Below are 25,278 nucleotides of genomic sequence, written 5' to 3' on the forward strand. Positions count from 1 at the left end.
CAGGGACCAGCATGAGCGCTGCACCGTCACCGAAAGACCGCCCACGACCCTATTCGGCCTGGGCCCCGTTCGCGGCGCGTGTCTTCCGCGCGCTGTGGATCGCGCAACTCGTCTCCAACATCGGCAGCTGGATGCAGACCGTCGGCGCACAGTGGCTGCTGGTCGGGCACAACGCCGCGCTGGTGACGCTTGTCCAGACCGCCTCCAGCCTCCCCGTCGTACTGCTGGCCCTGCCCTCGGGCGTGCTGGCCGACCGCTACGACCGTCGCGGGGTGCTGCTGGCCGCGCAGTTCGCCATGCTCGGCGTCTCCACCGGGCTGACGGTGCTCGCGTTCGCGGACGAACTCACTCCGGGGCTGCTGCTCGGCCTCACCTTCCTGCTGGGATGCGGCACCGCTCTGATGGGCCCCGCCTGGCAGGCGATCCAGCCCGAGCTCGTGGAGCGCAGCCAGTTGGGACAGGCGGCCGCGCTCGGCGCCGTGAACATGAACCTGGCCCGAGCCCTTGGCCCCGCGCTCGGCGGAGCGGTGGTCGCGGCGGCGGGCGCGGGCTGGGTCTTCGCCTTCAACGCCGCGTCCTACCTCGGCATCGCCGCCGTCCTCACGGTCTGGCGGCGACCGCCGCCCCAGGCGCCCGCAGCCCAGAACGAGAAGCTCCTGACGGCCCTCCACGCCGGCCGCCGCTACGTGTGGTACGCGCCCGGCGTCCGTCGAGTCCTGTTGCGTACGGTGCTGTTCGTACCCGGTGGCGGCGCGCTGTGGTCGCTGCTTCCCCTGGTCGCGAGCCGTTCCCTGGGCCTGGGTTCGGGAGGGTACGGGCTGCTGCTCGCCGCGGTCGGTGTCGGTGCCGTCGGCGGGGCCTTCGTGTTGCCCGCCGTCCGCCGGGCTCTCGGCGCCAACGGCACGCTCGCCGCGGGCGCCGTCGTCTTCGCCGGAGTGCTGGCAGTGCTCGCCACGGTCCGCCTCCCCTGGCTCACGGTGGTCGTGCTGCTGCCCGCCGGGCTGGCCTGGATCGCCGTGCTGTCCACCCTCAACGCGGCCCTCCAGACGAGGCTGCCCGGCTGGGTCAGGGCCCGGGGACTCGCCGTGTACCTGCTGGTCTTCCAGGGTGGGCAGGCCCTGGCGGCACCTGTGTGGGGTGCGCTGGCCGATGGACTCGGACTGGCCGTCTCCCTCCTGGCCGGCAGCGGGCTGCTCCTGGCCGGTGCGGTGAGCGTGCGCCGCTGGCCGCTGCACGACGCGGACGCCGTCGACCCGACCCCGTCCGACCACTGGCCCGCTGCGCCCCTCGTGTTCGAGCCCGGCCCGGCCGACGGCCCCGTGCTGGTCTCCGTCGTCTACCGCGTGGCCCCCGGAAACCGGGCCGCCTTCAGCGACTGCATGGATCACGTGGCCCGTTCACGGCGGCGCACGGGAGCCCTCACCTGGGGGCTCTACCAGGACGGCAACGACCCGGAGCGGTTCATCGAGAACTACCTGGTCGCCTCATGGTCGGAACATCTCGCCCAGCACCACAGCCGGCTCACGGCCACCGACCGCCGATACGAGGAGCGGGCCCGCCGCCTGCTGGTGAAGGGCACGGCACCGGAGGTGACCCACGCATTCGACGCCGCGGCGGGTCCTGTGGTGCCGGAGACGGAGGAGACGGCCGACGCGATGAACACGGCGGGGTGACGTCGGCTGGATGACCGGGCCTGACGGGTACGACCGCGCCGGACGCCCCGCCGCACCGGTGCTGGGGGCCGTGCCACGTCCACTCGTCCTTGGCCTCGTCGTCTCCGGCGTCTCGGCCCAGGCCGGTTCAGTCCCGCCTGTCGGTGAGCTCGGCGAGGGCACGGTCGATGTCGACGTGAAGGCTCTCCGTGCCCGGAGGTACGAGCGAGACCGTCCGCTGCACGAACGCGGCGACCGCTGACTCCGCGATGTCGATCAGGGCCGCGCCGGCGGCGGACCGCAGGACGACGCGCACGGAGTTCGGATGGCAACGGTGACGGGGAATCACCAGCACGTCCCCGGCACCGGTAGGCCGGCGCAGGCCCTCCGTGAGCAGTGAGCGGGCGAACACCCAGTCCACGGGTCTGGCCGCGGGCGCGCCGAGCGAGAGTCGAACGGCGTAGGGGTCGGACATGTCGTAGTGCAGCTCCGCAGGCAGCGGGGCGGGCAGCTCGTCCGGGACACTCACGAGCACGGTCACCATGCACATGACCGAGGCTTCAGGCTGGATCATTTCATTCCCCAACAAGGGCTGCAGGAGCGGATTTCCTTTGAATAACCCTAAATCCTGGAGTTGGGCCATCTTTGTCTCGGAATGCACGGAATATGGCACGAGAAAGAACTCTGTCCCGGGCACGTTACCCAGCCGTGCGCTGTTCACCGGACAGGCCGTGAATCTGCCAGTCGCGAGGAGCTATGCCATAAGCGGCACGGAAGACACGGCTGAAATGGCTGGGACTCACGAAGCCCCAGCGTCGGGCGACGGTCGCCACCCCGAGTCCCAGAGCCGGGGACCGCAGAAGATCCCGACGGCACCGCTCCAGCCGCTCCGTCCGGATCCACTCCCCGACGGTGGTTCCCTCCAGCTGGAACAACTTGTGCAGGTAGCGCACCGAAATGAAGTGAGCGGCGGCGATCGCGGTGGGTGACAGGTCCGGGTCGGAGAGGTTCTGCAGGATGTGCTCCTTCACCCGCACCATCATGGCCGCGGCGGTTTCAGGAGCCTGAGGCCTGAAGCGGCCGCACCGCTCGTTGATGAACAGTGCCAGCAGGTCGAGCCCGGTGGCGAGAAACTGACGGCCGACGAAGTCGTCGAAGCCCGCTGCTTCGCGCGCCATGCGCGCGAAATAGGTCGCCACCAGTGCGGCACTTCCGTCACGACCCGAGAACGCTCTCGCAGTCGACGCCTGCAGGTCCTCGTCCCGCACGCGAAGCTCTTTCCGGGGGAACTGAAAGGAGGTGAAGCAGAACTCGCCCTCCACTTTCTTTCTGAACACGCGAGACGAATCAGAAATGGAGAAATCCCCCGGCTCTATCAGGCACTCTCTCCCGTCCTGTTCCTTGACGGCGCTGCCTCTGCACTGAAGCGTGAGGATGAGGTATTCCTTCCCGTCCCGGGCTATCAGGCGCTTGCTGCGCGTCACCTCTTGAGATCCGGCCCGGACGTCCGACACCTGTGTGGCACCCAATTGGTGGGTGAAGATTCTTCCTGGCGAAGGATCTTCCTCCAGGATATTGACATCGAGCGGTACGAACGTCTGGGACACCGCTTCATGCCAGAGCTCTATCCGGTCGGCTGCGGACAGCGCCGCGGTGGAAAGGACGACGGACATCTGGCCCCCTTCGCATCGTGATCGACAGGCGAAGACCTGGTGTGCCTTCCAGAACACCGTGCCAGCCTGGCCTGGGCCGGCACATCGCGTGAATCCGCTAGTTCAGGGGTGCCGGACTGAGACGCCCCTCACTTGATGACTCCGCCGGTGGCACCGGCGGCGACGTAGCGCTGAGCGACGACGAGCAGTACGGCGGCGGGGACGGACGCCATGACCGTGGTGGCCATGATGGCGTTCCACTGGTTGGTGTGGGCACCGATGTACTGGTAGATGCCCAGGGTGATCGGCCGAACGGTCTCCGTGGTGGTCAGCGTGAGGGCGAAGAGGAAGTCGCTCCAGGTGAAGAGGAAGGTGAAGACGGCAGCGGTGATCAACGCGTTCCTGCTCACCGGGAGCACCACGGAGCGGAAGACGCGCAGCCTCCCGGCACCGTCCAGGTAGGCGGCCTCGATGATCTCCCTGGGAATGTTCCGCATGAACGCACGCAGGATGATGATCGCGAAGGGGACCCCTGCGGTGGAGTCGGCGAGGATCAGCCCGACGTAGGAGTTCAGGAGCCCCAGGTCGCTGTAGGCGCTGTAGAGCGCGTTGGCCACGACGATGCCCGGCACCGTCTGTGTGACCAGGATGCAGAGGAGCACGAGGTTGGTTCCGCGGATGCGGAACTGGGCCAGCGCGTAGGCCGCCGGCGCGGCGAGCCCGAGACTGAGAGCGACGCTGCCGAGGGCTACGACGAGGCTGGTGACGAGGTTGCGTCCCTGATCGCGCAGGGCGGTGGCGTAACCGCTGAAGTCCGGGTGGAAGGGGAGCCAGTCTCCCCGCAGTGTGTTGCCGGTCGGCTGGAGGGAGGCGTTCACCATCCAGTAGACGGGAAACAGCATCAGCGCGAGCAGGACGACCCCGACGATGGTGGACGGCCGGCCACGGCTCGGTGCGCGCTTCAAGTGATCGCCTCTTCGACGTTCCGGGCGCGACGGTTGGCGCGCAGGTAGACGAGGGCGAAGGCGAGCGAGATGACGATGAGTACGTTGCTCATCGCGGCACCGCGCCCGAACTCGAACTGCTGGAAGGACAGTTCGTAGGACTGGGTGGCGAGGGTCTCGGTGGCGTTCGCCGGTCCGCCGCCCGTCACCACGAGGATGATGTCCAGCACTTTGAGGGTGTAGACCACGCCCAGCACCAGCACGACGCTCACCACGGGCCGCAGCAGTGGCCAGGTGACATGGCGGAACGACGTCACCGGTCCGGCGCCGTCCAGCTTCGCCGCCTCGTACAGGTGCGTGGGAATGTCCTGGAGACCGCCGTAGAGGATCGCGGTGTTGAAGGGGATCCCGATCCAGATGTTGATCAGGATCACCGACACCAGTGCCTGTGAGGTGCCGGTGAGCCAGGGGATGCCGGACGACGAGAGGTGGAGGGCGCGCAGCACCGCGTTGACGACTCCCGTGTCGGGGTCGAGCATCCATCTCCACGTCGCTCCGGAGACGACCAGCGGCAGCAGCCACGGCAGCAACAGGAGCGAGCGCAGAACGCCGCCGAGCGGGAAGCGGCGCTGGAAGAACAGGGCGAAGCCCAGACCGAGGACGAACTGCCCGCATATCGAGCCGGCGGTGAACAGGAGCGTCGTCAGCAGGGACTTGGCGAACAGGTCCGAGGCCAGGATCTTCGCATAGTTCTGCAGTCCCACGAACGGCGCGGCGCCCGTGTAGAACGTCGTGGTCGTGTACTGCTGGAAGCTCATCACGACGTTCTTGACGATCGGGTAGCCGAAGAACAGCAGCAGGTACGCCGCGGCCGGCACGAGGAACATCCACTGGGCCAGCCGCTCCCACAGGCGCCGGTCAGTTGCTGGTCGCGATCCGCTGCGCATGCCTGAGGGCTTCCTCCGGTGTCTGCTCGCCCGTCAGCGCGGACTGGATCGCGGTGTACATGCCGGTCGCCGCCTTGGGCCACCTGACGCCGAGTTCGCCGGTACGGGACCGTGCCGCTTCCACGCTCTTGGCGAAGGCGGCCATCGACGGGACCTGCCCGGCGTACTGTGCGGCCACCGCCGGGCGGGAGGGCACGGTGAAGTGCTGTTCGGCCAGGGCGAGCATGGTCGAGGAGCTGTTCAGGCAGGCGAGTACCCGGGCGGCCTTCTCCTGCCGGGCCCTGGAAGCGCTCTGTGGGACGGTCCACACCTCACCGCCGAGCGGTGTGACAGGGGTCTGCCCCGTCCGGGGGACGGGGATGGGGGCCACTCCCCAGTGCAGGTTCCTGTCCTTGTCCAGGGCGGGGATCCGCCAGGGGCCGTTGATCATCATGGCCGTCCTGCCGGCGACGAACTGATCGTGCACGTCGGCCTGTGTCCAGTTCAGCACCGACTTCGACATGGACCCGCTCTTCACCAGGTCGACCCACAGCTGAAGTGCCTGCGCTGCCTGCGGCGTGTCCAGATGCTTCTCGTCCCCGCCGTTGGACCACAGGAAGGGCAGGAACTGCCAGGTGCCCTCGAAGGTGGCGTTCGCGTCGACCGCCATGCCGTAGCGTCCGGGACGGGTCAGCCTGGCCGCCGCCGTCTTCAGCTCGTCCCAGGTCCTCGGTACGGCGACACCGGCCTTGGCGAGCATGTCCTTGTTGTAGAAGAGGGCGATCGTGCTGACGTAGGGGGCCAGTCCGTACACCTTCCCGTTGTAGGTGCCCGCCGACAGGATGCCTTTGGCGTAGCCGCCGGAATTGATGCCGTACTGGCCCAGCGGGGTGAGCGCGCCGGTCTGCGCGATCTGCTGGAGGTCGGGGTTGTCCAGCATCAGCAGGTCGGGAAGGGTCCGGGACGACGCCCGCTGAAGGACCTTGGGGATGAGCGACGCGCCCGGAACGCTTGTCTGCTCGACCCGCACACCGGCGCTCTTGCCGCAGGAGGTGAGTATCTCGCCCCATTGGGAGTGTTCGGGTTCGTCGGTGTAGTAGTCGAGCGCGGTGATGGAGGTGACCTTGCCCGGGGCGGACCCGGCACCGGTTCCGCCGCCGCAACCGGTGGCGGCGAGTGCCAGGGCGATGGTTCCCGTCAAGAGGGCGGCGATCCGCCGCGCCGGCGGTCTTGCCGGTGAGATCATGCTGGTGCCTTTGCCGAGTGACGTGATGTCTGTGGGCGGAGTCGGTGTCGCGAGGGTGGGCGAACAGCAGGGGTGCCGTCAAGATGGTCCATACCGGCATCTTCCGTTCGAATGCATCCTATAGGGTTTCACCTGCTCAGAAGGCCTGTCGGAGCACGTCGCCGTCGCCGCGACCACGGCTCCGCTCGGCGGCTTCCCGGATCATCGCCGCGACGGCGGCGGGCTGCGACAGCACCACGGCGTGCGAGCCGTCCAGCATGTATTCGGTGGCCGCCATGCGCTGTGCCATGAAGCGCTGAGCGGTGGGGTTGAGCATCCGGTCGGCGGTGGCGATGGCGTACCAGGACGGCTTGGAGGCCCATGCCGGCGGGCCCGATCTGGAGGTCAGCGCGCGCTGGGCGATCGGGCGTTGCGCCACGGACATCGCATCCTTCACGCGTGACGGAAGGTCGGCGCCGTACACCTGCGGGAACCGTTCCCTGCGGATGTAGAGCTCGCTGTCCGGGCCGCCGGGTACCTGGGTGGGGAGGGCGGCGGTGATGGTCGCGTCGGCCACCGGCGCGGGGGCGAAGCGGCGCGTGATGTCCAGGACGCTCTCGCCGGCGTCGAGGCCGAACCCGGCGACGTAGCACAGCGCCACGACGTTGTCGGCGTCGGTGGCGGCGTGCGTGATGACCGCGCCGCCGTAGTCGTGGCCGACCAGCACGACGGGGACCTCGATGCCCCGCACCATGCTCCTGATGTAGGCGGCGTCCTGCGCCAGGCCGCGCAGCGGGTTCGCCGGGGCGCGCACGGTCAGTCCGGCGGTGTGAAGGAGGCTGATGACCCCCGCCCAGGACGAGGCATCGGTGAACGCCCCGTGCACCAGCACGATGGTGGGCGGTGGGGGGACAGATGGCATGGCGGTGCCCTCCGATCGAGTTCGGTCTCCCAGCCAAGTGGGTTCAGGTGCGGCAGGGCATCGCGCGAACGTACCAATCACCCACAGGCCCTCTCAGTTGTCGGGCATGGCCATGACCAGGTTGGCGAGCTGAACCCGGGAGTTCACCGACAGCTTGCGGAAGACGGAGGTCAGGTGAGTGTTCACCGTGTGCGGGGAGACGACCAGGGCGTCGGCGGCCGACCGGTTGGTGTGGCCCTCGGCGATCAGGCGTGCGACCTTCTTCTCCGAGGCCGTGAGGGCTCCCCAACCCTGGACGGGGCGCTGCGCGGTCGCTGCCCTGCGGCTGCCGGCCCCGGCACCGTCCAGATCGCGCTGTATGCGTGCCGCTGCTGCGTGGGCGCCCGACTCGGTGAACGTGCCCTGGGCGTGCGTCAGGGCGGCCACCGCCTGAGGTCTGCGGCCCGCCGCCAGGAGCGCCCGTCCGAGATCGGCGCAGGCGGCGGCCCGGACCAACGGGCGAGGGCTTGCCTTGAGGAGTTCCACGGAGTGTTCGAGCATGGCGAGATCGTTTTTCACGAGCCCGAGGGCCTGTGCCGCTATGCCCGTGGCGGTCGGCACGGCGGGATTGCGCGCGGCGTGGGCCTCGGCCTGCGCTGCCAGGTCCTCGGCGAGCTCGTGCTCGGCGCCGCGCAGGGCCATGCGTATCGCGCAGTCGACCCAGTCGCGCAGCAGCCGCCAACGCATGAAGAAGCCTTCCTGCTGTACCTGCCGGATCTTGTCGACGGCAAGCCCGACGTCCCCGTCGGCCTCTGCGTGGACCGCCTCCAGGAAGCGCACTGCGGCCGTGTTGCCCGGGTTCGGTTTGACCACCAGTCTTTCCCGCGCCGCGACCAGGTGCTCGTGCGCCGCTTCCCGGTCGCCGCGCAGCAGGGCGATCCGGGAGCGGATCACGCGACCGTTCACCTGCTGGACGGGTGTTTGTACGTCGTCTTCCAGGCGCTCCATGGTCGCGAAGTCGGCGTCGGCGTCATCGAGCCGGCCGAGCCCCAGGTCGTACTGGCCCTGCGCCCACAGCATCATCGCCTGGCGCATCGGCCCGGTGTTGTCCGCTGCCTGCAGGAGGAGTCGTTCACCGGACGCGAAGTCGTCCACGTGCAGGTGCGCGACGATCTCTTCGGGAAGGAAAGCGGAATCGATGGCGCTGAGCGCGGCAAAGTGCTCCAGCGCGACCCCGTTGTCACCCGCGTTCTGAGCGATTTCACCGAGCCCGGACAGGGCGAGGACGTGCGCCTCCCGGTCACCGGTCGCGGTGGCGGCCCGCAGCGCGGTCTCACCGGCCTCACGCGCCGCGACAAGATCACGCCCTCGGGACAGAGCCAGCGCCCGCAGGGCGGCCAACCTCGCCGCGATCTCCGGGGACGCGCCCCCGATCCCGAGGGCGGATGCGGTCCGGCGACGCAGTTCCTCGGCGAGATCCAGGTTCCACAGCGCCCCGCCGAGGGCGGCCTGCAACCGGCTGAACACCTCCAGCGACGGTCGGCAGGCCAGCAGCCGGTCGCCGATGGACAACGCCTCCCGGCTCCTGCCGGCCCGGGTCAGCAAGAGGATCGCCTGCTCACCCGCCTCGAACCTCAGCGGCCCTGCGGATGGCACCAGTTCCAGGGCGCGCGTCATGAGGTCGGCCGCGAGGCCGGGCGTGACCGGCAGCACGTCCTCCGCGGCTCGCCGCAGCAGCGCCACGCACTCCTCGTCTCCGGGCAGGGCGCCCCTGAGGATGTGCGGCACCGCGTCGATCGGCCGGCTGCCCGCGGAGACGAGGTGGCCGGCGGCCTCGCGGTGCAGAGCCTTCCGGGCCGACGGCGGGATGTCGACGTAGACGGCCTGGCGCAGAAGATCATGCCGGAAGACCAGATCGTCGCCGTCGTCGTCCAGCAGTCCGGCGCGGATCGCCTCCTCGAGCGCAGGGATCAGCGTGGCGGGCGGTTGGCCGTACAGCGCGGCTGCGTCATGGAAGCCGAACCTGCGCCCCAGCACGGCTCCCATCTGGAGGAAGCGCAGGGTGCTGGGCTGCAGGGATCTGAGTCTGCCGCGCACCCCCACCACAAGCGTGGAGGGCACCAGATCACGCGAGGCCTCGGCGGTACCCAGCCCCGTGAGCATCTCGACCGCGAGAAACGGGTTCCCTCCAGCCCCGTCGAGCAGGTCCCGTACCCGCTCGTCGACGGCTGCCCCCAGGGTGTCGTCGGCCAGTTGGCGGATGGCCGTGCCGGACAGCGGCCCCAAGGACACAGCGACCGTCGGGAGCGTGCCGGCCGCGGCTGTGACGATCTCCTCCGTCGGTCCCGTGGGATCCGGTCGCCCGGCCAGCAGCCACAGCACCGGCGAGGTGCGCAGGCGTGCCGGAAGCTGCTTCAGGGCGAACCGGCTCAGCGGGTCGGCCCACTGCACATCGTCCAGGGCGATCAGCACGGGCGCACGGTCGGCTCTGGCTTCGATCGCCTCCGCGAGGCGCTCCACCAGCCAGATCCGCTGATCCTGATTCCGCGCGAGATCGGCGAAGGCGACGCCGGACAGCAGTGGCTGGTCGCCGTGCAGGACGCTGGCCGCCAACGACGACAGCGGCACGATGTGATGCAGCTCGTCGGCCTTGCCGAGGCCGACCGAGAATCCCGCTGCTCCGGCCCGGGAGACGGCCTCGGTGAGCAGCGTGGTCTTGCCGATGCCGGGTTCCCCTTGGAGCACGGCCAAGGCGCCGCTTCCGGTGCGGGCCACCGAGGCGATCAGTGCCTGAAGCTCTTCGAGCTCGACCTCACGGCCTCGCAGACCGCTACGGGACAGTGAGCCGTTCGACCCCGACACCTATGCCCCTTCCTGTCCGCACTCGCCCGCCGGAGCCCGGCTCGGCCCACGCCGCCCGGTGGCCGCGCCCATCGGCGTCGCCTGCACGTGCAGGAAGGCCTCATCGGCGAGCACGTCGGACGGCAGATCAACGGTGGGCTCGAGTTCTCCGTCGGCGTGGAGACCCGGGAGAGCGTCCGCGGAGTCCCGCAGGTCGCGGCACCCCACGAGCCCACCGTGCGTCGCCTCATCGCTGCAGGTCAAGCCCCCCGTTTTCGAGCGCTTCGCCACTGAGGGCCCCCGGTCGCGCTTCTCGCGACAACGGAGAGCACCCGGTGTCATGCGATCGTTCTCCGCTGGGGCAGGCCCGTCCACCACGGCTGACGCGTCGGACGGCGCAGCGCCGCCGCGAGTGTCGCGCCACCGGCTCGGCGACATGCCGTACGCGGTGCGGAAGAGCCGGCTGAAGTGGGCCGGGCTGCTGAAGCCCCAACGGCGGGCCACGCCGGAGATCGTCCTTTCACCGCTGTCGCCGCGGGCGAGATCCCTGGCACACTCCTCCAGCCGACGGCGCTGGATCAGGCGGCTGACCGTGGTTCCCTCCCCCTCGAAGAGCTTGTGGAGGGACCGGACGGACATGCTGTGCGCAGCCGCGATGGTCTCCGGACCGAGCTCCGGATCCCCGAGGCGCCGGTCCACGTAGGCGCGGACTTCCCGGGTCTGGGCGTATCGGGACCCGGCCGTGTCCGCCACGTCCCCGGCGGCCCGCTCGGTGATGAGGGTGGCCACCAGGTCGGTGAAGTTGCGGGCCAGTCGGTCGGCCACGTGCTCGGGGCAGTCCACGGCTGTGCCGGCCAGGGTCACGAGAAGCGGTCCGAGAAGGGCAGCCACCGGACCGTCCGCCTCGATCACGGTGGCCGTGACCCGTTCCAACTCGTCGTCCCGTACGCCGAGAGCACGGCGGGGGACGAGGCAGGCCTTTATGTCCACACCGCGCGGGAAGTCGACCACATGCGGGCGCTCCGTGTCCCACAGGGCAAGCGTTCCGGCGGTGAGCTCGGCCGTCCTTCCGCCCTGTTGCAGCACGGCTCCGGTGTCTCCCACGACGGCGACCACCACGAAAGCCTCGGTCCGGCCGGCATCACGGGCGATCCGTCGTCGGCTGCGAGTGAAGCACTGCGGATCCGCGTCCGTCGCGACGAAGAGCAGGTGCCCCAGCGGCCGGGTCGTCGTCCGGCCTTCCGTGGGCGGTGCCCCGTACGAAGCGACAGTCACCGGCACAGTGGCCTTGGAGACAGCCCGGTTCCAGCGGCGAACACTGTTCCCGCCGTCCGGGAATCCGGTTGTGTCGATCACCGGTGTCATGGGCGCTCCTCAGCCGATCGCGTGCCGGAACCCGACCCCCCACCGCGCAAGCGGTCGCCCCGGCACAGCGTCCAGTCTGGAACACGGCATGACGTACGCCGTAGGCATGATGACTGCGAAGCGACTGTGACGAGGCGATGCGCGGACGGACCTTTGACTCTCAGTGCACCCAGGTGTTCTCTGCGCGCACATAGACTGCAGCTGTCCAGGTCAGAACACCGGCGCGGGGGAACATCGAATGTCGGGCACCATACTGTTCGGTCGGGACGAGGAACTGGGGACCGTCGACGAATTGGTCGATCGACTGCCCGAGTGCGGCAGCGCGCTGCTGATTCAAGGAGCCCCCGGGATCGGCAAGTCCTGCCTCCTGGACCACGCCGCCACCCGGGCCCGGAACTCAGGATTCACCGTCCTCAGGGCATCGGGTGTACAGGCCGAGACCCACCTGCCGTTCGCAGGGCTGCACCAGCTGACCCACACCATGGCGGACCGCGTCTCGCGCCTTCCCCCCACCCAGGCGGATGCGCTGCTGGGCGCCTTCGGCATGACGGAGCCTTCCCCCGGCGCCTCCGTGCCCCAGTTCTTCATGATCGCCCTGGCCACACTCAGCCTCCTCGGCGAGGCCGCCGCCGAAGCTCCGGTGCTGCTGGTCGTGGACGACGCCCAGTGGCTCGACACACCGACCCTGGACGTTCTCGGATTCATCGCACGCCGCTTGGGCGCCGAACCCCTCGGCCTGCTCCTTGCCCACCGCGAAGGCCGCATGGCGTCGCTGGGCGCCCCCGACATCCACGAACTGCACCTGAAGCCTCTGGAGCCGACCGCGGCCGACGCTCTGCTGGACGCTCGTCATCCCGGTCTCGACCCAGGCGTACGCCGCCGCGTGGTGGAGATGTCCGCCGGCAACCCCCTGGCGCTGAGCGAGCTCCCGGTCACCCTCGGCGCGAACGGGGCGCCCTCCGAGTCCATGGCATCGGCGGCGCTCCCGCTGACCGCCAAACTCGAGCGCGCCTTCGCCTCGCGGCTGGCCGATCTTCCTTCCGACACACGCCATGCGCTGCTCGTCACCGCCGCCGCCGACGACGGTGCGCTGACCGAGGTGCTCGCCGCCGCATCCGTCCTCACCGGCACGGAGATGTCCGTACGCTCCCTGGAGCCGGCCATTGCCGCCGGTCTGGTGTGCGCCGACGGGTTCCGCATCGGCTTCACCCACCCGTTGGTGCGCTCCGCCGTCCTGGGCGCGGCAACGCTCGCGGACCGTCTTGCCGCCCACGGCGCCCTCGCCGATGTCTTTCACGCACAGCCCGACCGGCAGGCATGGCACCGGGCTGCGGCCATCGGCCGTCCCGACGAAGCGGTGGCGCGGCAACTGGACCAGGTGGCTCTCAGAGCGAGAGGGCGTGGCGCCGCCGCGGTGGCCATGACGGCGTGGGAACGCGCCACCACACTGAGCGAAGTCCCGTCCGGAAGAGCGGCACGCCTCCTGGGCGCCGCGGAACTGGGCCTCGAACTCGGCCGGACGGATCGTGTGTCGGGCCTGTTGCAGCAGGCCGAGCAGCTGGAACTCGGCGTGCTGGAGCGGGCACGGCTGCTCCTGCTACGCGAGGGGCTCGAAGTGGATGTCGCGACGAGCACGCCCCGGCTGCATCTACTGATCACCACTGCGGAGCGGGCCTGCGAGGCCGGCGATCCCGGACTGGCCCTGCGCCTGTTGCGCACGGCAGCGCGACGGTGCTGGTGGTCGGATCCGGGGCGGGAACTGCGGGAGCGTGTGGTGGCTGCGGCCGAGCGGCTACCCGTTCCGGAACTCCACCCGGACCTGGTGTACACACTGGCCGCAGCCACCCCGGTGGAACGGGCGGCCACGGTGCTCGAACGCCTGGAGCGCCTCGAACGCCAGGGCGGCTACGACACTCTGGCCGCCGCCACCCTGGGCACTGCGGCCACGATGGCGAACGCGTACGACCACGCCACCGGGTTTCTCCGGCACGCCGCGGCCGGCCTGCGTGGCCAGGGCCGTCTGGGGCTGCTGGCTCAGACTCTGGTGTCCCTCGCGTTCAGCACCGTGCACACCGTCGACTGGGAGACCGGACTCCCGGCCGTGGCCGAGGCGATGCGTCTGGCCGAGGAGAACGCCCAGCCGCGCTGGCTGGCCGCTGCGCGGATCGCGAAGGCGCAGTTCGCCGCATTGCACGGGGATCTCGACACGGCGCTCGACGTCATCGGTGAGGCGGAGCGGCAAGGGCTGTCCGTGGCCAACCCCTCCAATCTCGCGTTCATCCAGATCACGCGTGGCCTCATCGGCCTCGCCGCCGGCAACCAGGCGGAGGCGTTCCACTGCGTCTGGCGGGTGTTCGACCCGGCCGACCCGGCTTACCACCCGTTCCTGCAGACCATTGCCATCGCGGAGTTGGCCGAAGCCGCAACGGGCGATGACCAACGAGCCATGGCGAGAGCCGCGTTGCACCAGCTCGACGCGTCCGCCGGATCGAGCGAGGCCCAACTGGTCCGGATCAACGTGGGATTCGCCCATGCGGTGCTCGCCGACGACGAGGATGCGGAAGAGTACTTCCGATCGGCACTCGATCTGGACATGTCCCATGCGCCCTTTGCCCGCGCCCGGCTGATGCTCGCTCATGGAGCCTGGCTCCGACGGCGCCGCCGCGTGATGGAAGCCCGCACTCCGCTCCGGATCGCCCGGGAGTCCTTCGCGGCCCTCGGTGTGGAGCCATGGTGCGAACGGGCACGCCAGGAACTCCGCTCGGCGGGCGAGGGCAGCAAGCGTCAAGGCCGTACCGACTGGGACCTGCTCACACCTCAGGAGCTGCAGATCGCCCAGCTCGCGGCGGAAGGCCTCTCCAACAAGGAGATAGGCCAGCAACTGTATCTGTCACCGCGAACGATCGGCGCGCACCTGTACCGCATCTTCCCGAAGCTCGGGATCACCTCTCGCGGCCAGCTGAGGGACAAGCTGACCGCGAGCTGAACCCGGCCTGCGCGGCCCCGGGGGTTACAGGCTTGCCGTGCTCGGCTTTCCTGCCCCCCTCCGACGTTCGGTGGTCCAGTAGAGGAGGGCGATGAGGGGGAGGGCGGCACCGAGTGCGGTGAGGCCGGTCCAGCCTCCGGCGTGGTAGACGACGGATCCGAGCTGCGATCCGGCCGCGCCGCCCACGAAGAACATGGCGATGAAGGCGCTGTTGAGGCGGGCGCGGGCGGCGGGGTCGAGCTGGTAGACGGTGTGCTGGCCGAGGATCAGGGTCGTCTGTACGGCCATGTCGACGAGGATCGCTGCCAGGGCGATCAGCGCGACGCTGTGTCCGCCGAATCCGGCGAGTGCGAAGGCCAGGGCGGCGACCACGAAGGCGATGCCGGTCATGGGGCGGACGAGCCCACGGTCGGCCCAGTGCCCGGCGAACGGGGCGATGGCCGCTCCGGCCGCGCCGACGAGGGCGAACACGCCGACCCCGACGGGGGAGTAGTGGAAGCGGGGGCCGGTCAGGACGAAGGAGACGGTGGTCCAGAAGGCACTGAAGGCGCCGAACATCGCCGCCTGGTAGAGACCGCGGCGCAGCAGCGCAGGGTGCGTGCGCACCAGCCTGACGGTGGAGCGCAGTACGTGGTGATACGGGATGGTCGTGGTCGGCGCGTGCTGCGGCAGGGCCGCGCGCAGGGCCACGGCCAGCACGGCCATCAGGGCAGCGGAGCCGAGGAAGACGACGCGCCAGCCGGCGAGGTCCGAGACCAGGCTGCTCAGTGTGCGGGAGAGCAGGATGCCGGTGAGCAGGCCGCTCATCACCCGGCCGACGATGCGGCCGCGGGCGTGGTCAGGAGCGAGGCCGGCGGCGAACGGCACGAGGATCTGGGCGACGACCGAGGTGGCGCCGCTGACCAGCGAGGCGATCAGCAGCATGGGGAAGCTGGTGGCGACTCCCGCCGCCACGAGGGCGAGGGTGGTGACCGCCAGCAGGACGGTGACGAGATTGCGCTTCTCCAGCCGGTCGCCGAGCGGGACCAGGAAGAGCATGCCGATCACGTAGCCGACCTGGGTGAGCGTGATCAGTGCCCCGGCGGTGGCCGTGCTGGTGTGGAAGACACCGCTCAGCGAGGACAGGAGGGGCTGGGCGTAGTAGAGGTTGGCGACCGTCATGCCGGAGGCGACGGCCAGGAGCGCGACCAGCCACCCTGGCGCGCCGTGCGGGGCCGTTGCGGTCACGGGCCGACGCGAGGTCCTGAGGTCGGATGATGCGGACATGTGCACCTTCTTGGCGGGGCGAGCCGGGAGACCGGCGCGGGCGGTGGTGCCGTGGAGTGGCCGGCAGCTTCTTCGATGCCGTCACGCAGGCGTAAGCGCCGGTCCGCCCTGGATGTTTCCCCGTCTGTGGCGATGGTTCGGGATGTCAGTCATCTCCATCAGAGATGAGTGAGCTCGCAGAGTCCGTACCGTCGATGCCTCGGGTCAGCGCGCCAGCTCGGTCTCGAGCCAGCGCAGGACTTCGGGGGTCACGGGGTCGGCGATGTCGGAGAACTCCTCGTGCCTCCTGAGGAACTTCGCCACGTAAGGGCAAACCGGCACGATGCGTTTCCCGGCGGCACGTGCGTCGGCCAGGGCCTGCTGGACGAGGACCGAAGCCAGGCCCTGCCCGGCGAAGGCGTCGTCGATCTCGGTGTGGTAGAAGACGCGCTGGTCAGCGTGGTCGCGGTACGCGGTGAGGCCTGCGGTCCTGCCGTCGACCAGGATTTCGTACCGGTGCCTGGCATCCACACGCTGGACGGTCGGAGCGGCGGCGGGAGGTGTCATCGTGAGCCTTTCAGGGGCGCGTCGGGTTCGTGCGTGGCGCGATGGTGGCATGCGGAAGGGCGGGCGCGGGAAGGCGGTGGCCGTCGTAGCCTTCGACGCTGCCGAAGCGGTCGGACGCGTTCTCCCAGGCTTCCCTGGCGTCGACGATGTCGTCGTGGCTACGGCCGATGAAGTTCCACCACATGACGATCTGCTCCTCGAACGGCGTCCCGCCCAGCAGCACCGCCCGGGCGGGGGTGTCCGACTCGTTCGTCAGCGTCAGGGTGTCGTTTCCCGTGCCGAGATAGCCGAGTTCCGCCGGGGTCAAGAGCGTTCCGCCCATGCGGACCTCCCCTTCGTCGACGAGCAGGCCGTGCTCGAAGGCGACATCCACCGGGAGTGCGGTCGTCGAGCGCGGGTCGAGGACGAGTTCGGCGCCGAGCAAGGGCGTGAACGTCCGGACGGGGGAAGTGTCACCGGCGAGGGATCCCAGGAACACCCTGAGGTCTGCCCCGCCCACCCGAACCGGGTTCGGCACGTAGTGCCGGAAGTCCCGGTGCGTGTTCCGGTGTTCTTCCGGCAGAGCCACCCACAGTTGGACGCCGTGCAGGATCGTGGTGCCGGCGGTGGAGACCTCCGAGTGGCTGATGCCGTACCCGCCCGTCATGAGGTTCAGCTCGCCGGGCCGTACGAACGCGTGGCTGCCCAGGCTGTCACAGTGCTCGATCTCCCCGCTGAACAGCCAGCTCACGGTCTGCAGACCGGTGTGCGGATGGGGAGGGACGTCCATGCCGCCCGTGACGGCGACGTCGTCCGGGCCGTAGTGATCGATGAAACACCAGGCGCCGATCAGCGTCCGCGCCCGCTGCGGCAGCGTGCGCCGCACCGTCATGGCTCGTGGGCCGCCCAACGGGACGTCCCGCGGGGTCAGCACGTCGACCCGTGGCGCGGGCTCACCGTGGTCGGCGGCACCGCGGCGCAGCGCGACGGGATCCGTTTCGACGTTGCTCATCGAAGGCCCTCTCGCATCCGAATGTGATTTCATATTCAACAATCATGCCTGATCGCGGCCTGGTAGAACTGATCGACCTCCGTGTGTCACAGATCAACGGCTGGGCCTACCGCGGTGGCCCGGACGGCCTCCTCGATCAACTCGATGACGCGCTCCGGGTGGGCGAGCATCACCAGGTGCGAGGAGTCGACCTCGACCGTGGTCATGCCGGCACGCCGGTAGCCGTAACGCTCCACCTCGGGGTTGATGGTGCGGTCGGCCGTGGCGACCAGACCCCAGGAGGGCTTGGTCTTCCACGCCGCCTTCGGCGCCTTCTCCGCGAAGGCCTGTGCGGCCAGGGGACGCTGGGAGACGGCGAGGACGGCCGCGAGGTCGGGATCGACATCGGCGGCGAAGATGGACGGGAACGTGTCGATCTCGACCGACACATCGGTGCCGGGAGTGCTGGAGCCCTCGATCGGGAACGGCGTGGAGACGAGGGCGGTGGCGAGGTCGGAATCGGGGAAGCCGCCCTGCAGCTCGCCCAGGCTTTCGCCCTCCTCCAGGGCGTAGCCGGCCAGGTAGACCAGCGCTGTGACGTTGTCCTCCGCACCGGCGACGGTGATGACGGCGCCGCCGTAGGAGTGCCCGACCAGGACGACCGGTCCGGGTATCCCGCGGACGATCGAGGCGATGTAGGCGGAGTCGCCGAGCAGACTGCGGTTGGGCACCGCCGGGGCCACGACGTCCAGGCCGCGGGCGATCAGTTCGGGGATGACGCGGGCGAAGCTGGACGCGTCGGCGAAGGCGCCGTGGACCAGCACGACGGTCGGGCTGTCGGAACGGGACAAGGCGCAACTCCCTGTGGATGCCGGTCGTGGTGATCGGCTGATGCGGGCCGCGGGCTCGAACAGCACACTAGGGGCCGCCGACGAGGGCGCCTTGTCTGCCGGTGCACCGTCTGTGGTCCATCCGCGCCTGTGAGGGGTGCTCGTCCTCTTCCCTCTTCCCGCTCTTCCTGGCACTTCCAGGCAAGCAGCGATGCGCTGAAGGACAACAGGCGGCGAGACGTCCGCCCTAGCGTGACGACATCCCGTGCCGCGCATGCCGCGAACACGCCAGTCACTCCGGAAGAAGGAACGACACCTTGCCGTACATCACCGTGGGCCAGGAGAACTCCACCACCATCGACCTCTACTACGAGGACCACGGCACCGGGCAGCCGGTCGTCCTCATCCACGGCTTCCCGCTCGACGGCCACTCCTGGGAGCGGCAGAGCGCCGTGCTGCTCGACGCCGGCTACCGCGTGATCACCTACGACCGCCGCGGCTTCGGACAGTCCGGCCAGCCGACCACCGGGTACGACTACGACACCTTCGCGGCCGACCTGAACACCGTGCTGGAGACCCTCGACCTGCGAGACGCCGTCCTGGTCGGCTTCTCCATGGGCACCGGAGAGGTCGCCCGGTACGTGTCCACCTACGGTTCCGCCCGGGTCTCCAAGGTCGCCTTCCTGGCCTCGCTGGAGCCCTGCCTGCTCAAGACCGACGACAACCCCGACGGGGTCGCCCCGAAGGAGTTCTTCGACGGCGTCGTCGCGGCCGTCAAGGCGGACCGCTACGCGTACTACACCGACTTCTACAAGGACTTCTACAACCTGGACGAGAACCTCGGCACCAGGATCAGCGAGGAGGCCGTACGCAACAGCTGGAACGTCGCCGCGGGCGGCGGCTTCTTCGCGGCGGCCGCCGCGCCGTCGACCTGGTACACCGACTTCCGCGCCGACATCCCGGCCATCGACGTGCCGGCCCTGATCCTGCACGGTACGGGCGACCGGATCCTGCCCGTCGAGGGGACCGCGCGCCCGTTCCACAAGGCGCTCCCGTCCGCCGACTACGTCGAGATCGAGGGCGCCCCCCACGGCCTGCTGTGGACCCACGCGCAGGAGGTCAGCGCGGCACTCCTCGCCTTCCTGAGCAAGTGACCTCCCGCCGCAGGCCCGCCCCGGCGGGCCTGCGGTCAAAACCATGACAGTCCCAGGGCCTCGACCTGACGGTCGGGGTCCTTGTCGCGTTGTCGTACACACCGGTGGAAACCCTGGGGAGCGGTGTCGGTGGGGCCGCTTATGCTGCACCGGACGATCACGCGGAACCTGGGGAGGGCGCGGCATGTTCGGCAAGCTGTTCGGCAGGGGTGCGGAGAGACCGGCGGCGGATCCGCACGCCCTTCCCGTCCCGCGCCGGCAGAAGAACGGGATGTACACGCTGCGCGCGCTCGGCGACGCGCGGGTGCTCGCGCTGGTGGAGGCGGCCGGGGCGGGTGACTGGGCGGCGGTCAAGGCGGCGCTGGCCCCCTTCGATCTCGGCCGCGACCATCTGGTCCTCGGTGAGCTGGCCGACCTGGACGGTGTGCAGGACTGGATCGGCCGGGCCGCCGAGGAGGACAAGGAGCACCGGGCGACGGCCCTGCTGATATCCGGGGCGCGCCACATCAGCTGGGGCTGGGAGGCGCGCACCCGCGCGCGTGCCGTGGACGTCACGCAGGAGCAGTGGCGGGTCTTCCACGAGCGGCTCCACATCGCCGAGGAACAGCTGTTGGAGGCCGCCGAGTCGCGGCCGGAATGGGTCACGCCGTGGCGCCGCCTGCTCACCTCCGGCCGCGGCATGTCGCTGGGCCCCGCCGTCAACGAGACCCGGCTCGACGCCGCCCTGCGCCGCGACCCGCTGGACCTGGAGACCCACGTCGAGTGGGTGTCGCAGTTGCAGCCCCGCTGGGGCGGCGAGCCCGGCGAGGCCCTGGCGTTCGCCCGTGCGGCGTTCACCGGGGCGCCCGATGGCCATCGCCTCGGCTGTGTGATCGCCATGGCGTACATCGAGGACTGGGTCGAGTCCGACCGTAAGAACTGCCTCATCGCGCCCGAGATCCAGGACGAGTTGCTGGAATCGGCCGAGCGCAGCATCCTCCACCCCGCCTATGTGCGCCGTCCGGGCTGGCAGCACGACTTCAACATGTTCGCCATGGCCTTGTCCCTGGCCTCCGAGAGGCTCGTGTTGCCGCGCGTCTTCCGCGAGCTGGGCGGCGCCTACACCTCGTGGCCCTGGAGGTACATGGCGAAGCCGGAAGAGATGTACGCCCGGGCCCGGCGCAACGCCTGAACCCGCCACCCCACCCGCCGCACGTCGCTCACCTCACCCCGGACTGCCCGATGACTCTGCCCGACACCCCTTCGATCCCGGTCGGCGCCGACCGCACCTTCCAGGTGGATCTGCGCGGCCTCGTCGACCTCCTCTCCCACCACCTCTACTCCAGCCCCCGCGTCTACCTGCGCGAACTCCTGCAGAACGCGGTGGACGCGCTGACCGCGCGGCACGGCCTGGAACCGGTCGCCCCCGCCGACGCCTTCGGCATCCGCCTGTACGCCGACGGTTCGGTGGTCCGTGTCGAGGACGACGGCGTCGGTCTCACCGAGGCCGACGTGCACACCTTCCTCGCCACCATCGGCCGCAGCAGCAAGCGCGCCGAGCAGATCGCCGAGCAACGCGCCGACTTCATCGGCCAGTTCGGCATCGGCCTGCTGTCCTGCTTCCTGGTCGCGGACGAGATCCATGTCCTGAGCCGGTCCGCCCGCACCCCCGACGCGCCCGTCGTGGAGTGGCGGGGACGCGGCGACGGCAGCTACACCGTCCGCACCCTGCCCGCCTCGGCCCGCCCCCGGCCCGGCACCACCGTCACACTGACGCCGCGAGCCGACGCGGGCGAGTGGACCCGCCCGGTTCACGTGCACGCGCTGGCCCGGCACTTCGGCTCGCTGCTGCGCCACCCGGTGACCTTCGACGACGGCACGGGCGGCCCGGGCGTACCCGTCAACCCCGAGCCCGCGCCCTGGTCGCGTACCTACCCCACGCCTGGATCCCGTTCCCGGGCGCTGGCCGCGTACGGCGAGGAGGTCTTCGGGTTCACGCCGCTGGACACCATCGAACTGGACCTGCCGGCCGTGGGCCTGAAGGGCATCGCGTGCGTGCTGCCCGAGGCGGTGCCGGCCGGCCGCCGCCACGGCCACCGCGTGCACGTCAAGGGCATGCTGCTGTCCGAGCAGGCCGGGGAGATCCTGCCCGAGTGGGCGTTCTTCGTCCGCTGCGTCGTCGACGCCGAAAGCCTGCGCCCGACGGCGTCCCGCGAGTCCTTGTACGAGGACGACACCCTCGCCGCGGTCCGCGACGCCCTCACCGAACGGCTGCGCGCGTGGATCGCCCGGACCGCCGCCGGCGACCCGGACCTCCTCAACCGCTTTCTCCAGGCCCACCACCTGGCCGTGAAGTCGCTGGCGGTGCACGACGACGAGATCCTGCGGATGCTGCTGCCGTGGCTGCCGTTCGAGACCACCGACGGACACGCCACGCTGGACGAGTTCGCGCGCACCCACCGCACCGTGCTCGTGACCTCCAGCGTGGAGGAGTTCCGGCAGGTCGCGGCGATCGCCTCGGCCGCCGGGCTCGGCGTCGTCAACGGCGGCTACACCTACGACCGTGAACTGGTCCACCGGCTGCCGGAGATCCGGCCGGAGGTCAGCGTCGCCGACCTCGACCCGGCCACGCTCACCGCCCACCTCGACCCCGTCGACCGGGAGACGGAACTGGCCGCCGCGGCCTACCTCGCCCTGGCCCGCGACGCCCTCGCCCTCTTCGACTGCGACGTCGCGCTGCGCACCTTCCAGCCCGCCTCCGCCCCCGCCCTCCTCCTCGACAGCCGCGAGGCCCGGCACGAGCGCACCCGTTCCCAGCTCGCCCGCGAGCAGCAGGGCGGCCTGTGGGGCGACATCCTCGGCCACCTGCGTCAGGAGGCTCCGCGGGCCCAGCTGATCCTCAACCAGCTCAATCCGCTGGTCCGTACGGCCGTCACCATCGACGAGCCCGAACTGGCCCGCACCAGCGCCGAAGCCCTCTACGGGCAGGCCGCGATGCTGTCCCGGCGCCCGCTCAAACCCGCCGAGTCGAGCCTCATCAACCGCTCCTTCCTCGACCTGCTCGCCCACGCCCTCCGCAAGGACAGCTGACGATGCCTACCGCACCCCATCCCCAGAGCACAGCCGAGCTGTACCAGGCGCTCCAGGAGAACGACCGGCGCCCCTACGGCCGTACCCGCACCGTCACGGCCGAGGAACTGGTCGACGCCGCCGAGCAGTTCGCGGAGCCCGTCCCGCTCGTCCACGCGCTCCTCGAACTCCAGGAGGCGTACACCTACGGCTCCGAACCCCGGAAGTCGCCCGTCGTCTTCGCCCGCCTGCTCACCCTCTTCGACGAGCAGCCCGACGTCTTCGACGAGCGCCTGCGGCACATGCTGTTCTGGCGGTTCAAGTGGGTGGGCCACGCCCTGCGCCAGCTTCCCGAGATACCGCTGGCCAGCCTGCGCCAGTGGTCGACGGAGATGCGCGACCGGTACGAGAAGGCCGGCCTCGGCCTCCAGCCCTACTACGGACAGGCGTACCAGCTCGCCGCCCACGTCGGCGAGGACACCGCCCTCGCCTACGAGCTGTGGGCGGGCCGTACCCGCACCCGGCTCAGCGACTGCGAGGCCTGTGAGATCTGCGAGCGCGCCCGGTACCACCTCGCGGCGGGCGACGACGAGCGGGCGCTGCGCACCTGGGAGCCCGTCCTGGCCGGGAAGGAATCCTGCCAGGAGGAACCCGCCCGCTCCATCTCGTACGCGCTGCTCCCCCTGCTGCGCACCGGCCGCACCGACCGCGCCCGCGAGCTGCACCTGGCCGGTTACCGCGGCTGCCGCCGCAACCCCTCGATGTCCGGGGAGGTCGGCCGGCACCTGGAGTTCTGCGCGCTGACCGGCAACGAGGCACGCGGCCTGGAACTCCTTGCAGAGAACCGGAGCCTGTTCGACGACGTCGACTCGCCGCTGGACCTGCTCAGCTTCCTCACCGGCGTGGAGGTCCTCCTGCAGCGCGTCGAACTCCTCGGCCACGGCGAACTGCCCGCCGCCGGGTACGCGGGCCGCACCTGGACGGTGGCCGGCCTGCGCGCCGAGGTGCGCGGCCGCGCCGACGACCTCGCCGCCCGCTTCGACGCCCGCAACGGAACCACGGCCCACACCGACCTGCGCAGGGCCCGCCTCGACCGTGCCCCCCTGCTGGACGCACTGGAACTGACCCTGCGCACCCGCGGCCTCGACGACGTGGCCCCGGTCGCCCCGGCTGCCGCGCCCGCCCCCCGCACGGCCGCCGCCGTCCCCGAGTCCCTGCCCGAACTCATCGTCCGGGCACGGGAGTTGGACGAGCAGGGGCATCCGGACGCGGCGGCCTGCTGGGCACGGCTGCGCACGCTCGTCGCCGCCCCCGACTACACCCACCCCGACGACCCGGCCGTGGGACCGCTCGTACGGCTGCGCGCGGACCTGCTGGCCGACGAGGCGAGCCGGGCGGGCGAGAAGGACGGGTTCGACGAAGCCGCCGCCCGGTACGAGGAGGCCGCGAGCCGGTACGACGAGGCCGGAGCACCGGGTCACGCGGCGCTCGCCCGCGCCTGCGCCCTGCTCCCCACAGGCGAGATCCCCGCGGAGCGTGCCGACGGAGCCGAGGCGCAGGCCGCCGCGCTGACCGCCGCCCACGCGGCACTCGTCCGGCTGCACGAGGAGACGCCCGGCCTCGCCCCGTACCAGGAGGCCCGGCTGCTACGGCTGCGGGCGACCGCGCTCGGCCTGCGTCTGCAGACGTCGAGGAACGAGGAGCACGTCGCGCCGGTCTTCGCCGAGGTGGACCTGCTGCTCGACTTCGCCACCCGGCACGACATCGCTGGACAGGTCTCCGGCGCCCTCATGCTGCGGGCCAGTACGTACGCCCTCTCCGGCGATCTGCCCGCCGCGGTCACGGAGGTCGACGCCCTCCTCGACCGGCTGAAGGCGCACGGCCCCGCCTGGCACCTGCCCCGCACGCTCGGACTGCGCGGCCGGATCCAGTTCGGCCTGAAGGACGCGCAGGCCGCGCACGCGGACCTGACCGAGAGCCTGCGACTGGCCGCCGACTGGCCGGCCGACAGGGTGGACACCGCCCGCCTCCACGGTGATCTGGCCGAGGCCTGCATGCACCTGGGCCGCCCCGACGAGGCACTGCGGCACCTGACGCGCTCCGCGGAGCTGGAACTGCGCCACGGCAGCCGGACGGACGCGTTCTGCACCTACAGCAACGCGGCCCGGCTCACCCTCGACCTGGGCCGCGTCGAGGACTGCATCGCCCTGCTCGACTCCCTCCTGGCCGAACCGGACGTCGCCGCCGGAGAGCTGGACGACCGGCTCGTCGCCCAGCTGCGCCTGACCCGCGCCCGCGCGCTGAACGCGGGTGAGGACCTCAAGGCCGCCACGGCGGAGTTCGCCGCCCTCGCGGCCGAGTCGGCCGGCTGGGACGACGACCCCGGCAGCCACGCCATGATCGCCGCGGAGACCGCCGTACTCCTCGCCGAGTCCGGCGAGTTCGGCCGGGCCCGCGAGGCCGCGGACCAGGCCCTCGCCGCCCACGCCCGGGCCCCGCGCTACGAGCAGCTCAGCAACTGCCTGCGTGAACTCGCCCGCCTCCAGGCCCAGCAGCAGGGTTCCGAGGGCCTGGCCGACGCCCTCGCCCTTCTCGCCGACGCGGGCAGGATCGCCGACGCGGCCCGCGCCGCGGGGTACGAGGCCCGCGGCCGCTCCCTGGACAGTGCCCTGGCCTACGAACACGGACGGGTCAACGCCTACGCCCGTGAGTACGAGACCGCCCTGGCCGCCCTGGAGAAGGCCCTCGCCCTGCTCGGCGAACCGGGACCCGACGAGGACCGTGCCGGCGAGTGGGCCGAGTGCGTCCGTCTCGCGGCTGCCGTGGAGGGCATCTACCTGGAACGCCCCGCCCCCGCCCTCACCCGCCTCGACGCGGCGGTCTCCCGCCTCACCGCCCTGGGCCACACCGAGGAGACCGAGCCGCTGACCTCCCTGGCGGCCCGGCTGCGCGACGAGGGGTGATACGGCGGA

Annotated in this window: 18 protein-coding genes; 6 read left to right on the plus strand and 12 right to left on the minus strand. The window is 70.6% G+C overall.

What is annotated here, in order from left to right; genetic code table 11:
- The first annotated feature begins 11 nt into the window (after positions 1-11).
- On the plus strand, positions 12-1,673 hold the full coding sequence (locus ACH47Z_RS21720; protein ID WP_399075989.1) for an MFS transporter: 1,662 nt from the start codon (positions 12-14) through the stop codon (positions 1,671-1,673).
- Between the two features lie 127 nt (positions 1,674-1,800).
- On the opposite strand, the gene ACH47Z_RS21725 is transcribed toward ACH47Z_RS21720, so the two are convergent.
- From ACH47Z_RS21725 to ACH47Z_RS21760, 8 genes are all read right to left on the minus strand, one after another.
- Positions 1,801-2,226 carry an SsgA family sporulation/cell division regulator gene (locus ACH47Z_RS21725; protein ID WP_399075991.1) on the minus strand — a complete coding sequence of 142 codons (426 nt, stop codon included), beginning with the start codon at positions 2,224-2,226 and terminating at the stop codon, positions 1,801-1,803.
- Between the two features lie 124 nt (positions 2,227-2,350).
- Positions 2,351-3,325, minus strand: coding sequence for a helix-turn-helix domain-containing protein (locus ACH47Z_RS21730; RefSeq protein WP_399075993.1), 975 nt, complete (start codon positions 3,323-3,325; stop codon positions 2,351-2,353).
- A 128-nt stretch (positions 3,326-3,453) separates the two neighbouring features.
- Positions 3,454-4,269: a carbohydrate ABC transporter permease gene (locus ACH47Z_RS21735; protein WP_399075995.1), complete on the minus strand. Its 816-nt coding sequence runs from the start codon at positions 4,267-4,269 to the stop codon at positions 3,454-3,456.
- Positions 4,266-5,195, minus strand: coding sequence for a carbohydrate ABC transporter permease (locus tag ACH47Z_RS21740; protein WP_399075997.1), 930 nt, complete (start codon positions 5,193-5,195; stop codon positions 4,266-4,268). Before ACH47Z_RS21740 ends, ACH47Z_RS21735 begins: the two co-directional genes overlap by 4 nt.
- On the minus strand, positions 5,167-6,375 hold the full coding sequence (locus ACH47Z_RS21745) for an extracellular solute-binding protein (protein WP_399075999.1): 1,209 nt from the start codon (positions 6,373-6,375) through the stop codon (positions 5,167-5,169). Before ACH47Z_RS21745 ends, ACH47Z_RS21740 begins: the two co-directional genes overlap by 29 nt.
- Before the next feature lie 181 nt (positions 6,376-6,556).
- On the minus strand, positions 6,557-7,321 hold the full coding sequence (locus ACH47Z_RS21750; protein ID WP_399076001.1) for an alpha/beta fold hydrolase: 765 nt from the start codon (positions 7,319-7,321) through the stop codon (positions 6,557-6,559).
- Between the two features lie 93 nt (positions 7,322-7,414).
- Positions 7,415-10,162 carry an AAA family ATPase gene (locus tag ACH47Z_RS21755; RefSeq protein ID WP_399076003.1) on the minus strand — a complete coding sequence of 916 codons (2,748 nt, stop codon included), beginning with the start codon at positions 10,160-10,162 and terminating at the stop codon, positions 7,415-7,417.
- The gene (locus tag ACH47Z_RS21760; protein WP_399076005.1) at positions 10,163-11,506 is read right to left on the minus strand and encodes a helix-turn-helix domain-containing protein; all 1,344 of its coding nucleotides are present in this window, start codon (positions 11,504-11,506) and stop codon (positions 10,163-10,165) included.
- Between the two features lie 238 nt (positions 11,507-11,744).
- On the opposite strand from ACH47Z_RS21760, the gene ACH47Z_RS21765 reads away from it, so the two are divergent.
- The gene (locus tag ACH47Z_RS21765; protein ID WP_399076007.1) at positions 11,745-14,492 is read left to right on the plus strand and encodes an ATP-binding protein; all 2,748 of its coding nucleotides are present in this window, start codon (positions 11,745-11,747) and stop codon (positions 14,490-14,492) included.
- 24 nt (positions 14,493-14,516) lie between these two features.
- Here the strand turns inward: ACH47Z_RS21765 and ACH47Z_RS21770 are convergent, their stop codons facing one another.
- The 4 genes from ACH47Z_RS21770 to ACH47Z_RS21785 all read right to left on the minus strand — a co-directional run bounded on the left by ACH47Z_RS21770 (position 14,517) and on the right by ACH47Z_RS21785 (position 18,125).
- Positions 14,517-15,758: an MFS transporter gene (locus ACH47Z_RS21770; RefSeq protein ID WP_399076009.1), complete on the minus strand. Its 1,242-nt coding sequence runs from the start codon at positions 15,756-15,758 to the stop codon at positions 14,517-14,519.
- Between the two features lie 204 nt (positions 15,759-15,962).
- Complete coding sequence (locus tag ACH47Z_RS21775; protein ID WP_399076013.1) at positions 15,963-16,304, minus strand: GNAT family N-acetyltransferase; 342 nt, start codon at positions 16,302-16,304, stop codon at positions 15,963-15,965.
- A 10-nt stretch (positions 16,305-16,314) separates the two neighbouring features.
- On the minus strand, positions 16,315-17,295 hold the full coding sequence (locus ACH47Z_RS21780; RefSeq protein ID WP_399076015.1) for a pirin family protein: 981 nt from the start codon (positions 17,293-17,295) through the stop codon (positions 16,315-16,317).
- A gap of 86 nt (positions 17,296-17,381) precedes the next feature.
- A complete protein-coding gene (locus ACH47Z_RS21785; RefSeq protein WP_399076016.1) occupies positions 17,382-18,125 on the minus strand; it encodes an alpha/beta fold hydrolase in 744 nt (247 codons plus the stop codon).
- Positions 18,126-18,421: 296 nt separating this feature from the next.
- Between ACH47Z_RS21785 and ACH47Z_RS21790 the strand changes: the two genes are divergently transcribed.
- From ACH47Z_RS21790 to ACH47Z_RS21805, 4 genes are all read left to right on the plus strand, one after another.
- Positions 18,422-19,258 (plus strand): alpha/beta fold hydrolase, encoded by an 837-nt coding sequence (locus ACH47Z_RS21790; protein ID WP_399076018.1) that lies wholly within the window; start codon positions 18,422-18,424, stop codon positions 19,256-19,258.
- 184 nt (positions 19,259-19,442) lie between these two features.
- Positions 19,443-20,429 (plus strand): hypothetical protein, encoded by a 987-nt coding sequence (locus ACH47Z_RS21795; RefSeq protein WP_399076020.1) that lies wholly within the window; start codon positions 19,443-19,445, stop codon positions 20,427-20,429.
- Positions 20,430-20,479: 50 nt separating this feature from the next.
- Positions 20,480-22,327, plus strand: a complete 1,848-nt coding sequence (locus ACH47Z_RS21800) for an HSP90 family protein (protein ID WP_399076022.1) — start codon at positions 20,480-20,482, stop codon at positions 22,325-22,327.
- Between the two features lie 2 nt (positions 22,328-22,329).
- Positions 22,330-25,269 (plus strand): hypothetical protein, encoded by a 2,940-nt coding sequence (locus ACH47Z_RS21805; protein WP_399076024.1) that lies wholly within the window; start codon positions 22,330-22,332, stop codon positions 25,267-25,269.
- Positions 25,270-25,278 lie beyond the last annotated feature (9 nt).

The organism is Streptomyces sp. NPDC020192, assembly GCF_044388685.1.
In the GTDB taxonomy this organism is placed as follows: domain Bacteria; phylum Actinomycetota; class Actinomycetes; order Streptomycetales; family Streptomycetaceae; genus Streptomyces.